Source organism: Sphingobacterium sp. UGAL515B_05, from assembly GCF_033097525.1.
Lineage (GTDB): Bacteria > Bacteroidota > Bacteroidia > Sphingobacteriales > Sphingobacteriaceae > Sphingobacterium.
Map to the genome: position 1 here is coordinate 2477902 of NZ_CP109907.1, position 13252 is coordinate 2491153.

A 13252-nucleotide genomic window follows, 5' to 3' on the forward strand; every position below is an offset into this window, starting at 1 on the left:
AATTTTAAGAAAGCGGTTCGATTTTAAAACGATCAATTAAGGGAAACTAAATTAAACTAGACGTTTTAAGCATCTTTTTGCTAAAACGTTTTTATAAACCAAATCACTATTAATATGAGCAAAGTTGACGTAAAATCACTTGCGCAGCTTGGGAAAAAATCAAAGTTATTTTTCTCATTGGCTGTCATTGCTGGTACTTTCCAACAAGTCAATGCCGCAGTCGGAACTTCTGCCAATTTCGAAGTCAAATCCTTCGTAAAAGAAGTAAACCATTTGCAGCAACAAGTTAAAGGAAAAGTATTGGATGCTACTGGAAAACCAATTTCAGGAGTTAACATCGCCGTTAAAGGTACTTCAAAGGGCACACAATCCGATGCCTTGGGTAATTTTACATTGGATGCTAAATCGGGGGATGTATTGTTGGTTTCTTCCATTGGTTACAAAGCCAAAGAAGTCACTGTTTCCGGAGCAACTGTTTCAGTACAATTGGACGATGATCAAAGCCAATTGGATGAGGTTGTCGTTGTAGGTTACGGTACCATGCGTAAATCGGATGTAACAGGTTCTATTGCGATGGTTAAAGGAGCTGACATGATCAAAGATCAGAGTTTTAGCCCTTTAGATGCCCTGAGAGGAAAAGCTTCGGGGGTGAACATCTTTTCTAATTCCAGTCAACCTGGAGCGTATGGAAATAGAGTCGTTATCCGTGGTGTGGCTACGATCAACTCGTCTTCCAATCCTCTTTACGTTGTCGACGGAGTCGTGATGGAAGATTTTAATTTGTTGAATCCGAATGATATCGAAAATATTGAGGTCTTAAAAGATGCTTCTTCTGCAGCCATTTATGGTGCACGTGGTGCAAATGGCGTTATCTTGGTAACAACAAAACGTGGAAATAAAGACGGATCTAGAACAATTAGTTATCAAGGATCAGCCGGAGTTAGTTCTGCTCAACGCTACATGGATGTGCTGAATGCACAGGAATGGGTGGATGCCTTTATGATCGGATTGGAGAATGAAAATAAATATCAGGGAAAATCTTGGTCTTTGGATAAAAAGACCTGGTTTAATGATGCAAACTATTTTGATGGCAATGGTAACCCATTGTACAACACGGATTGGCAAAAAGAAGCAACGCGGACAGCCATTTCACATAATCATCAACTGAATGTACAACAAGGTGATGAAAAATCTTCTGTTGGTGCATTTTTGAATTATACCGACCAACAAGGGATCATGAATAATACCTGGAACAAGCGGGTAAATGCAAAAATGGCTTATGATGCAAAACCGACTTCCTGGTTATCTACAGCAATTAATTTAACCGTTAATCACACTTGGGGACGTTATACGCCAGAAGATGGCGGTGGACAGGAAGCTCGTCGTACCATGATCGAGATGATTCCTTGGTATCCAGTTTATGATAAGGACGGTCTCTATACGAATTCGTCGTCATCGACTGTAGCCGAACAATTGGGTTTTGAAGGTATGTCCAATCCAGTCGCCATTCTGGATTTGCAAAAACGAATGCGCTACAATACGCAAATTTTTGGAAATGCGGCATTAACATTTCATCTAGCCGATGGTTTGGATTTGAAAACACAATTGGGGATTGACCACCATAGAAAAGATTATAAGGGATATTCTTCAAAGCTATTAAATAATATTTCCAGGCCGAATGGCTGGGCAGAACGTACCCATACAAATACATTGTATTGGCAGGAAGAAACTTATCTAACCTATAATAAGCAATTCGATAAACATCGGATCAATGCAATGGCAGGTCTCTCCTGGCAAAAGAAAACGTATGATTACGATAAAATGAGATCGGAGGGATTTCCGGATGATTTTTACGAGTATAATAACATGGGATTGGGCATCACTCCTTCTGGACTCGAGTCTAATGTCAATGAATGGGCGATGAATTCATACTTCTTAAGAGCTGCCTACTCCTATGATAATCGTTATTCAGCAACGGTAACCAGCCGTTATGATGGTTCATCTAAATTTGGTAAGAACAATAAATATGCATTTTTCCCTTCACTAGGTTTGGCATGGAATGTATCCAACGAGGAATTTTTACAAGGCAACCAAACAATCAGTAATTTGAAATTACATACAAGTTACGGTTTGACAGGTAACTCCGAAATTGACCCTTACAAGTCGTTGTCAATCGTCGACGCTGGAACAATCTTGTTGAATAATGCGAGGGCTCCATATTCATTTGTGAACACAATTTCGAACCCGGATTTAAAATGGGAAAAAACGGCTCAGTTTGATTTTGGGGTAGAACTGGGATTACTACAAAATCGATTAAACTTTGATATTTCTTATTATCGTCGGAAAACTACAGATCTTTTGTTGGAGGCTCCTCTTCCAAGGGCAACCGGCTTCAATTCGGTTTATAAGAATATAGGATCTGTTCAGAATCAAGGTTTAGACATGATGATTACAGGTACAATTGTAACCAATGAGAATTTTGAGTGGAAAGCATCGTTGAACGGAAACTATAACAAGAATAAAGTCTTGAAATTAGGTGAGAACAATGCTGATATCTTACAAAATGATTGGGTTGGCGGGGCCAATAGCATTATTCGTGTCGGTGAAAACCTAAATAGTTTCTATGGATATAGAAGGTTAGGTGTATATACACAGGCGGATGTTGACGCGGGAAATGCAGAAATAAAAGATATAGGGCGTGCAAAACGCTCAAAAGAAAAGGAAATTATAGGAAAAGGACTGCCTGATTGGACCGGTAGTTTTATCAACAACTTGCGTTATAAAAACTTCGATTTCACCCTAGATCTGCAATTTGTAAAAGGAGTGGATGTCATGCAACAATTTTTCCATTCTACTTACGACCGTTTTGGAATTACCAATGGTCTGAAAGAAATTCTGACAGATGCGTATAATGGTTCTAATCCGAATACAATGCAGCAGGCGATCTATCTGACAAATGGTGGGCATGCGGGACAGGATACCAATGTGGATGATGCTTGGGTTGCAGACGGATCTTATCTTCGTGTAAACTTAATGCAATTGGGATATACATTCAAAGCTGATGCATTGAAGCGAATAGGATTATCTAGGTTACGTGTTTATGCGAATGCAAATAATCCATTTTTGTTTACATCAAAAGATTTTAAAGGTTATGATCCAGAAAGTACCTCACAAGGGGAGAGTAAATTTGGACAAAATATGACCTTTTTCTCTTATCCTAGAGCGAAAACTTTCTCTTTAGGTGTTAATGTTACATTTTAATTCATAGAATTTAAAAAGATGAAGACTAAATTAATCATGTTGTTATTAGCCGGAATGGCATTGACAACATCCTGTAATAAATTTTTGGAAGAAAATCCGGGTTCAAACTTATCGTTAATAAGTTATTATCAGAATGAAGGACAGGCCGAAGCAACTGTAAATTCACTTTACCGTCGTGGGGCGCCAATACGCTATTCTTCTACCGGTTCTTACCTGGGATCTACAGCCTCGATCAATACTATTTTGACTGGCTATTTTACAAATAGCTACGAAGGACAAGAACGAGTTAGTTTATTCGCCCGAGAATTGACGCGACAACAAAATACAAATATCATCTCGCCAACGATGAATACCATATGGGATGAAGGTTTTAAAGCGATTAATATTGCCAATGCAGGTATAAAGTATATTCCGGGAATTAGTATGCCAAATGAGACAAAGAAAAATACATTGTTGGCAGAGGCAAAATTCTTTAGAGCTTATAACTACTTTTACCTTGTCAAAACATTCGGGGCACTTCCGTTGTATACGCTTCCTAACGAAAACTTGACTGATCCACTTTACATAGAGCGCACAGATGCAGCGAAAATATATGAGCTGATCGAGCAAGATTTAAAGAGTGCTGTTGAAGTATTGCCTGCAAAAAAATTCGCAGAGAATGGGCATCGCATTACTAAATATGCAGCAGCAATGCTCTTAGCTGATGTTTATTTGCAAGAGGGAAAATACGCAGATGCGGCAACAGCAGCTAAAATTGTGGTGAATTCTCCGCATAAGATGACTGAAAATATTGATCTTGAGCAGAGTAGTGCATATAACTTACTGCGTAAGACTGATGATTTAGATGAGGTTATATATGCACAGGAGTTTGATGAAACTATCAATAATAGTGGTGCGAGAACAGCGACTGCTTTTAGTTCTTCCGCAGTTTCTGTGTTTACTACTTATTCGATATTTGAGCGTGTTTTTGGTCCTACCAAGCAGTTTTTGAATGTTTATGATAAAAAAGATTTGAGGATTAAACCAAATCAGTTCTACCATTGGTCATATACAAATCCGATTAACGGTAAAACATGGACATCAACAGATGCAGGAATATGGTATTATGTGGATGAACAGGCATTGCTGACAACAGGGAGGGGAACAAAAGACTGGAATTTTTACCGCTATCCTGAGGCATTGTTAACTGCCGCTGAGGGTATTGCTAAATCAACAGGTGTAAGTGCGGAAGCAGCGGGTTATTTAGCGAAGGTCAAAGCTCGTGCCAATACAGAAGGAAAATCCGTCGCTGATTTTACGGCAGAACTGCAAGGATTATCTGCAGAAAATTTTGTGAAAGAATGCTGGAAAGAACGTCTACGTGAGTTCCCATTAGAATTCAAAATGTGGGATGATATTGTGCGTACAAAAATGTTCCCTGTAATTTCAACGACTGAGGCTGGTAAAGTCGATTTCGTACCATTAATTGGTGCAAAGAATGGCTCTGGAGCAACATTTAAAGAATCCGATTTATTATGGCCGATTTCTCCTGATGAGATACAGCGTAATAATAAACTGACTCAGAATCCAGGATATCAATAGTCTTTAATTTATTATGATGAAGCGTATACTGGAGCCTAAAAGAGCAACATAAATCGAAATGGCTGCATGATCAAAGTGCTTTTGTTGAGATGTATGCACGATTGGCAAAAGCAGGGTTCTAGAGCAACTGTGTAGCACCTCATCGTAGGCTTAATGAAAAATCTGCTAAAAGTAATTTTAGCAGATTTTTTTGTTCTTGTAACATGTTGGTTAGAGAGATTAAATAATGTTTACTTAACATAATAGATAACGTAAAATTTCTATTTTTGAAGAAATCAACTTCTAATATTGAATGATTTGTAATACACAGTCTCTGAACGGGCGCTAACACGATATTGTTAGCCGTGAAGGCGTTAAGGCTATCTTATTGTGGGTACATGAAAGTTTGAGGAGGTTGTGTAGGAGTTGAATACCAAGTTATTATATTATGAAACCATCATGATTTATTCAATCACATTTGGGAATGAATAAATCTGATAGCTTCATCGAAATTGGAAAACAAATTTATACAGATGAAAATTAAAAATCTATTCTTACCATTGATCGTACTGGGGCTGTCCACAAGTGCTGTGTCGGCACAGAGCAAAAAGATCAAACACGTTGTTTTAGTTGGTTTTGACGGTTTTGGAGCTTATGCTCTACCAAAAGCAGAGATGCCAAATCTCAAAAAGATGATGCAGGAGGGGACATATAGTACACATGTACGCACCGTTTTACCTTCTTCCAGTGCTGTAAACTGGGCTTCCATGATTATGGGCGCTGGTCCTACCGCACATGGATATACCGAGTGGGATAGCAAAGTCCCCGAGATCCCTTCTACGACCAAAACAGCAAACGACATGTTTCCTTCCTTATTTAATGCTGTTGCCAGCAAGAATCCCAAGGCACAGTTTGCTGTTGTACATAGCTGGCCGGGTATAGGCTATTTGATCGACAACAAAGTCGTGCAAAAAATCATTAACACCAAGGATGATGATGAAGCAGCTTTGAATACCACTGTGGATATCATAAAAAAGGAGAAACCGACAATTATGTTTGTACATTTTGACCAACCTGATGGTGTAGGCCATAATATCGGGCACAACACACCGGAATATTATGCCGAACTAAAACAGGTCGACAGACGTATTGGTACTTTGCAGCAGGCAGTAAAGGATGCGGGAATCGCAGATGAAACGATTTTCGTTGTTGCTGCGGATCATGGCGGTACCGGAAAAGGACACGGTGGTAAATCGCTGGCGGAGGTGGAGATTCCTTGGGTAATGACCGGACCTGGTGTGCCAAAAGGAAAAGAAATCAAGGAAACTTTGATGATTTATGATATCGCGCCTACGTTAACTTGGTTGCTTGGTGCACCGCTTGATGCGGCTTGGCGCGGACAGGCCATCAAAGCATTCCAACAATAGTTGTTGCTTGTCAGTCAAACAAAAAGCCCCAAAGAATTTTCTTTGGGGCTTTTTGTTTGACAAATCGTCAATATTATATATCTACGACCACATCCATTTTGAAGTCGTCATCTTTTAGATGGACAATTTCCGTTGCTTTTTCGTAGTTAGTTGATTTCTTGGAGAAGAAGTCATGTTGTGTCGTTTCAGTATTCAAGCCATTCAATACGATTGGGTTGACTTGTTTTACTTCGAAGATCGGATCAAAGCCCAAATTCATCAATGCTTTGTTGGCATTGTAACGAACATATTCTTTTACCTCTGCAGTTAAACCAACTTCAGTATAGATCTCTTCCGTATATTTCAACTCATTTTCATACAAATTGTAAAGCAGGGCCAGGAAACGAGCTTTTACCTGATCTTGATTTTTTAATTTTTTGAATTGATCTTGGGCTATTAATCCAACGAATACACCGTGAATAGATTCGTCTGCGATAATTTTCTTGATGATATCGGCAGAAGCAACCATTTCACCTTGTCCACATAACCATAATGGCAAGAAGAATCCAGAATAGAATAAGAATGACTCCAATAATACGGATGCAGCCATCGCCATATAAATCTCTTCGTCCGAAGCCTCCTCTTTATCGATTGCACGGTAGTAGCCATCAATTGTTTCTGCTTTGTATTGAAGGTATTTATTTTGTTGAACCCATTCGAAAATGTCGTTTATTTCCGCGGTTGTAGAAACTGTCGTGAAAATAGTGGAATACGATTTTGCGTGGATAGCTTCCATCATACACATATACGACAATACAGCTTTATTCTGTAATGTATCGATATGATCGATGATTTTAGGCATACCAGTATGGCTTTGAAGGGTATCCAACAAGGTTAATCCTCCTAAAGCTTTTTTATACGCATCTTTCATTTCTGGGCTGATACGTTTCCAGCTATCGATATCTTTTGAAGGAATGTATTCCGTATCGATCCAGAATTGACGGATATTTTGTTCCCAGAACATCAATACATAATCGTTCTCAGGGGTATTCCAGTTGACAGCTTTATATGTTTTACTCATTTTTAGTTTAAAGTATTAGGCATTTATTATCTCGTATTTGGATTGTTGATTTTAGATAAGCCAAAAGCCGCCAATGGCGTAGGCAACTTTTGACTTTCTCCCATTATATATCCAAATACTAAAATCTCAGAATTAAGCTGAACAAGAGACACATTCGTCGATGGTCGATTTTCTTGTCCGTGTATAATAAAGGGATTTCAATCCCAATTTGTGTGCATAGATATAATATCTAGACAAATCTCTCGTCGAATCCTTTGAGTTTGTATGCAAAATTGTAGATACACCCTGATCAATATGGCGTTGGATAACCGAGATCAATTTCAAGACCTTGAATTGATCCATATCATAAGCCGATTTGAAATAGAAATAATTATCGTTTGTCAAGTATGGCATTGGATAGTAAGTTGTACTATCTCCATACTCACGCACCTCAATGATATCTACAATTGGCATAACTGATGCGGTTGCATTCATGATATATGAAGTCGATTGATTTGGAGCAATAGCCAAACGGTAAGCATGGTAAATACCATGTTCTTTGATTTTTGCTTTTAATTCCAACCAATCTTCTACTGTTGGAATATGTATTCCTTCAAATAACTCCGTTACCTTAGCTGTTTTAGGCATGTAATCGCGGTTTATGTAATTGTTGAAATACGTACCATCGGCGTAGGCTGATTTTTCAAATCCAACAAATGTTTTACCACGTTCTTTGGCAATTTCCATCGATGCTTCCAATGAATAATAGTTCATCATCATAAAGAAGGTATTGGCAAAATCCAACGCTTCGTTAGATTCATACATGATGAAGCTTTTTGCAAGGTAACCATGGAGGTTCATTGCACCTAGCCCTACAGAATGTAACTCACGGTTTGCTTTTGCAATAGAAGGAACCATGTCGATATTGGTCACGTCTGTAACGACAGTCAAAGCACGCATAGCCGTTTTTACGGTCTCTTTGATACGTTTGTTGTCCATTACAGTCGCAATATTTAAGGAGCCTAAGTTACAGGAGATACCATACCGGATCGTATCCTGTTTGCCATAGATCTCAATATCGGATACTTGGGATACTTGCATAATTTCAGTACACAAGTTTGAGAATTTCACCTGACCGATTTCATTCAATGCATGGACACGGTTGGTGTTCTCTTTGAAGAAAATATAAGGATATCCTGATTCTTTTTGTGTCTGTGCAATTTTAACTAAAAGGTGACGGGCATTGATTTTTTTCTTTTTCACGTTTGGATTCGTGATCAATTCGTCGTACATCTTGTCCATATCCATCTCATCCAAGAATTGTCCATACTCTTGCATTACCGTATGTGGGTAGATCAAATAGCAGGGTTCATCTTTTTCTGCCAATTCCATGAATTTATCAGGAACGATGATACCGATAGACAATGATTTGATACGTACTTTCTCGTCAACGTTGATTTTTTTACAATCTAAAAATTCTTCGATGTCGGAGTGGAAAATATTGAGGTATACTGCACCAGCACCCGGACGTTGTCCCAACTGGTTCGCATATGAAAATGTATCTTCCATAATCTTCATGATTGGAAGTACACCGCCGGCACGGCCTTCAACACCTTTGATAGCTTCTCCGCGAGCACGGATTTTGGAGATATTGAACGATACACCACCACCGATAGAAGACAACTTCATTGCGGAATCAACAGCATAACCGATACCATTTAAGTTGTCGCCGATTTCATCCAGGAAACAAGATACTAATTCACCCGAGCGTTTCTTTCCTGCATTCAAGAATGTAGGGGTCGCTGGCTGATATTCTTGATTGATCATGATTTCTGCATATTCAATTGCTTTTTGAACACCTTCTTCTCTTGCTAAGAACAAGGAAACAGCAACTACACGGTCTTCATAACGCTCTAAAAACTTCTCGCCAGAATCGTCACGTAAAGCGTAGCTCTGGAAGAATTTGAATGCCGCCATAAAAGATTCGAAACGGAATTTCTTCGCATACACATAGTTGAATACCGTTTCCATTTCTTCAAATGTAAACCATTGGTAAAAGTCAATATAATAGTTGTTTTCTACCAAATAGTCTATTTTTTCTTTTAATGTATAAAAGAACACTGTGTTCTTATTTACATATTCCAAGAAATATGCACGAACCGCTTCCTTATCTTTATGTAAGCTGAATTCGTCATCATGCTTAATCATGATTTCATTATTAAGCAATATCCAGTTTTTTGCTACTTCGTTTGCTACCATCGCAAAAGTTCTTTAAGATGTCAATAAATTGATTAATATCTTCCATTGTTCCGGACAGTTCAAATTTGAACGCCAGTGGAATGTCGAAATCCTGTGAAATGCGATCAGCTGCTAGACCAAAATTCGGTCCCCAGTTGCGGTTGCCACTGGAAGTAACAGAATAGATATTTTTAGCTTCGCGTTTCATGAATTCTTTTGTGTTTTCGGGCACCTGTCCAAAATTTGTGGTGAAAGTGACCAAATGCCCAGGGTCTTCTACCGTTAAATCGGCGGTGATCTTATGGATTTGCCAACCCGTTATCTGAGCTACTTTATCCATAAAACGTTGTACGTTCCCCGTTCTGGAATCATAATAAATGTGTATCATGTCACTGTTTCATTTTAATGATACGCTGAATTTATTAAAGTGCAATGGCAGCCAATTCCTCTGGTTTAAAGCCAATGATACGGTGTTGAATCTCTTCATTTTCCAACACAATTACCGTAGGAACTGTGCGGATTTTGAATCTTGCGGCCAAGTCTGGTTCATCAAAAGGATTAACCGTTTCATATTGGATACCTTTTTGATCCAAATAAGCCGATACTTGTGCACAAGGAGCACAATCGTTTTTCTCAAATTTGATAATTCTTGCCATGTTTACTTGTTTATTTTTTTATTCCAATCTTTATAGAAAAACCCGGTACGGAGTTAATGGTATCAATTTTAATCGGGGAGACCAGATTTAAGTTCATCTGGCCATTTAAAATAGACAATTCATCAAAAAGAAATGTCGGTGTTTCGATACTTAAAAACTTCGTTGAGTTGCCAATTCTTTCATTAGCTTAACAAATATCTTATATTTTCTTTCGATGCGGTAGTTTGACTTTTCCACATTTTGGGCAAAAGTTTGTCAGAGAATGCGTTTGCTGCAGATTAGTGTTTGTAAATTGTTGATTATCTTAGTTTTGCGAATGTGGATAACTTTAAATTAGTAAATTTTACCACTATTTTACAAATGATTTAAGTTTAATTTTAGTGTCATAAAAAAGCTACAAAGCTTGCTTTTTTATGAAAATTTTATTACCTTATTTTGCCCTAATTTGAAAAATAAATTTATGAAGAAACTATTCTATGGTCTCTTGCTTCTAGCGTCGCTACAGACGCAAGCGCAGGAAAACATTACCTTTCAAAAACCCTCTACTGAAATTTTGGCCTTAGCCGATTATGTACGCCCCCCTCAGATAAAGATTTCAAGCGATAAAAATTGGATGTTATTTACGTTCCGGCCTACATACAAAAGCCTGGCAGACTTAGGCCAGGAAGAAATGAAACTGGCTGGATTGCGGATTAATCCGAAGACGAACATGGAAAGTTCGACAATCTTTTTCGATAAGATTGCCTTGAAAAAAATTGGACAAAATATGGAATTTTCCGACTTCACGGGGATGCCCGAAAAAGCCGCAATGGCCAATTTTGTGTTCTCTCCAGACAATAAGCGTTTGGCATTCAGCAATACAAATGAGAGTGGAACGGCCTTATTTGTCATTGATCTTGCAACGCGAAATGTCAAACAGCTGACTGCCTACAATTTGAATGGAACATTGACAGCACCATTTCAGTGGCTGAGAAATTCTTCCGGTTTAATAATAACAAGCCTGCCAAAGGATAGGGCTGCACTGTTGGATCCTTCAAAAGATTTGCCGACAGGACCTATTGTCTCAACAAGTGATGGGAAGGTGTCTCAGTTGAGGACATACCAGGACCTGCTTAAAAATCCGCAGGATGAAGTGAATTTTGAAACATTGGTGCAATCCAACCTTGAACTTGTAGATCTGGACGGCAAGATTTCTTCCTTTAAAGATAAAGCCATTTATACGGGGATCAGTTTCTCTCCGGATGGTGAGTATGTGATGATCACGACGATCACAAAACCTTATTCCTACGTGGTTCCGGTGTCGTCTTTTCCACAGCAGGTTCGTATTTATGATCGATCGGGCAAGGAAATAGCACTGGTGAATGAGACAGCCTTGACAGAGGTGATGCCGAAAGGTTTTTCGTCGACACGATCGGGAAAACGTGCCTGGCATTGGCGGAGTGATCAGCCAGCGACGTTGGCTTATGTAGAAGCCTTGGATGGCGGGGATGCGAATAAACCTGCGGAGTTTCGTGATGCCTTATATACTTTATCGTACCCTTACGATGGTGCGGGAAAGCTTATTTTTAAAATCAAAGACCGTTACGCTGGTGTAACATGGGGGAATGATAAATATGCATTGATCAATTCGCAATGGTATGATACGAGAAATGCAAAAACTTTTGTGGTGAATCCTTCCTCGGGAGAATCTAAACTATTGCATGACCGGAACAGTCAGGATGTCTATAACGATCCGGGAGATGTATATATGGAAAAAAATAGTTTAGGCACTTATTCGATGTATATAGATAAGGATAAAGTACTGTTTGTAGGTAAGGGGTTTACTAAAAATGGTGAGTTTCCTTTTGTGGATGAGCTTGATCTGCATTCGCTGAAGAAAAAACGCATTTATATTGCTCCAGCATCTGAACTGCAGGAACGTATCACCCAATTAGTGAACCCTAAAACTGGGGATTTGTTGATTTCGCTTCAGTCAGCATCGACTTATCCGAATTATTTCATGAAAAATATGAAATCGGGGAAACAGGTGACACTCACCACGTTGGAAAACCCGTTTAAGTCTTTGGAAAAAGTTCATAAAGAGATTTTAAAGTACAAGCGAAAGGATGGAGTCGAACTTTCCGGAACATTATATTTACCTGCCGGTTATGATTTTACGAAGAAAGAGAAGTTGCCTCTGCTAATGTGGGCTTATCCAAGGGAGTACAAAGATAAAAATACGGCTGGACAAAGCACGGCCAATCCGAAGGAGTTTACCTTCCCAAGTTATGGTTCTTTTATCTACTGGGTATCGAAGGGGTATGCTGTATTGGATAATGCGGCCTTCCCTATTGTTGGAGAGGGAACAAAAGAACCAAATGATACCTTTATTGAACAACTTGTGGCAAATGCCGAAGCTGCAATTGATGCGGTAGATCATTTGGGTTATATCGATCGGAAAAAAGTTGCTGTGGGTGGGCATTCCTATGGTGCGTTTATGACAGCACATCTGTTGTCCAATTCAAAATTGTTTGCCGCAGGAATAGCGCGTTCTGGAGCATACAATCGGACCTTAACACCATTTGGTTTTCAGAGTGAACAACGTAACTTCTGGGATGATCCAGCCCTGTATATGACCATGTCTCCATTTGTGAGTGCTGATCGGATGAAAACCCCACTTTTGTTGGTTCATGGTGGAGCCGATAATAATCCCGGAACATTCACCCTGCAGACAGAACGCTATTTTCAGGCCCTGAAAAACTTGGGAGCTCCCGTGCGTATGGTCATTTTACCACGCGAAGCACATGGATATGTCGCCAAAGAAAATATCTTCCATTTACTTTGGGAGCAGGATCAATTTTTGGAAAAATACCTTAAGAAATAAGGTGAAAATCAACATGAATAAAAAAAGGTTGCTGTACAAAGCAACCTTTTTTGTTGCGCAAGTTTCGCTTAAAGGATCGCTACCCTCCCCCTTGATAAGCGTTAATCCGATACGAACCCTGTGAAGTCAGTATTGAACCTAGGTGGGCTCCTACTGAACCGCTAGTAAATGTGCTGAAGGTTCAGTGGATTATACATATTATTTTTTA

The 13252-nt window shown here is 39.1% G+C and carries 8 protein-coding genes; 4 read left to right on the forward strand and 4 right to left on the reverse strand.

What is annotated here, in order from left to right; all coding sequences use genetic code 11:
- Nucleotides 1-114 precede the first annotated feature (114 nt).
- From OK025_RS10025 to OK025_RS10035, 3 genes are all read left to right on the forward strand, one after another.
- Nucleotides 115-3261, forward strand: coding sequence for a TonB-dependent receptor (locus OK025_RS10025; protein ID WP_317669350.1), 3147 nt, complete (start codon nt 115-117; stop codon nt 3259-3261).
- An 18-nt stretch (nt 3262-3279) separates the two neighbouring features.
- The gene (locus OK025_RS10030) at nt 3280-4842 is read left to right on the forward strand and encodes a RagB/SusD family nutrient uptake outer membrane protein (protein ID WP_317669351.1); all 1563 of its coding nucleotides are present in this window, start codon (nt 3280-3282) and stop codon (nt 4840-4842) included.
- A 512-nt stretch (nt 4843-5354) separates the two neighbouring features.
- Entirely contained in the window at nt 5355-6248 is an 894-nt protein-coding gene (locus OK025_RS10035; protein ID WP_317669352.1) for an alkaline phosphatase, read from the forward strand.
- 73 nt (nt 6249-6321) lie between these two features.
- Here OK025_RS10035 and nrdF read toward each other — a convergent pair whose 3' ends face one another.
- From nrdF to OK025_RS10055, 4 genes are all read right to left on the reverse strand, one after another.
- On the reverse strand, nt 6322-7308 hold the full coding sequence (nrdF, locus tag OK025_RS10040; protein ID WP_286769100.1) for a class 1b ribonucleoside-diphosphate reductase subunit beta: 987 nt from the start codon (nt 7306-7308) through the stop codon (nt 6322-6324).
- A 132-nt stretch (nt 7309-7440) separates the two neighbouring features.
- Nucleotides 7441-9546: a class 1b ribonucleoside-diphosphate reductase subunit alpha gene (nrdE, locus tag OK025_RS10045; RefSeq protein WP_070570178.1), complete on the reverse strand. Its 2106-nt coding sequence runs from the start codon at nt 9544-9546 to the stop codon at nt 7441-7443.
- Nucleotides 9506-9913, reverse strand: a complete 408-nt coding sequence (nrdI, locus tag OK025_RS10050; RefSeq protein ID WP_317669353.1) for a class Ib ribonucleoside-diphosphate reductase assembly flavoprotein NrdI — start codon at nt 9911-9913, stop codon at nt 9506-9508. The genes nrdE and nrdI overlap by 41 nt, the downstream gene beginning before the upstream one ends.
- Nucleotides 9914-9947: 34 nt before the next feature.
- The gene (locus OK025_RS10055) at nt 9948-10181 is read right to left on the reverse strand and encodes a thioredoxin family protein (RefSeq protein WP_046673718.1); all 234 of its coding nucleotides are present in this window, start codon (nt 10179-10181) and stop codon (nt 9948-9950) included.
- Nucleotides 10182-10641: 460 nt separating this feature from the next.
- Between OK025_RS10055 and OK025_RS10060 the strand changes: the two genes are divergently transcribed.
- Nucleotides 10642-13044, forward strand: a complete 2403-nt coding sequence (locus tag OK025_RS10060; RefSeq protein ID WP_317669354.1) for a prolyl oligopeptidase family serine peptidase — start codon at nt 10642-10644, stop codon at nt 13042-13044.
- Nucleotides 13045-13252: the final 208 nt, after the last annotated feature.

What these genes read in the sequence shown, in the direction of transcription:
- OK025_RS10025 (WP_317669350.1), top strand. Translation starts at nt 115, where the DNA reads ATGAGCAAAGTTGACGTAAAATCACTTGCGCAGCTTGGGAAAAAATCA.
- OK025_RS10030 (WP_317669351.1), top strand. Translation starts at nt 3,280, where the DNA reads ATGAAGACTAAATTAATCATGTTGTTATTAGCCGGAATGGCATTGACA.
- OK025_RS10035 (WP_317669352.1), top strand. Translation starts at nt 5,355, where the DNA reads ATGAAAATTAAAAATCTATTCTTACCATTGATCGTACTGGGGCTGTCC.
- nrdF (WP_286769100.1), bottom strand. Translation starts at nt 7,308, where the DNA reads ATGAGTAAAACATATAAAGCTGTCAACTGGAATACCCCTGAGAACGAT.
- nrdE (WP_070570178.1), bottom strand. Translation starts at nt 9,546, where the DNA reads ATGGTAGCAAACGAAGTAGCAAAAAACTGGATATTGCTTAATAATGAA.
- nrdI (WP_317669353.1), bottom strand. Translation starts at nt 9,913, where the DNA reads ATGATACACATTTATTATGATTCCAGAACGGGGAACGTACAACGTTTT.
- OK025_RS10055 (WP_046673718.1), bottom strand. Translation starts at nt 10,181, where the DNA reads ATGGCAAGAATTATCAAATTTGAGAAAAACGATTGTGCTCCTTGTGCA.
- OK025_RS10060 (WP_317669354.1), top strand. Translation starts at nt 10,642, where the DNA reads ATGAAGAAACTATTCTATGGTCTCTTGCTTCTAGCGTCGCTACAGACG.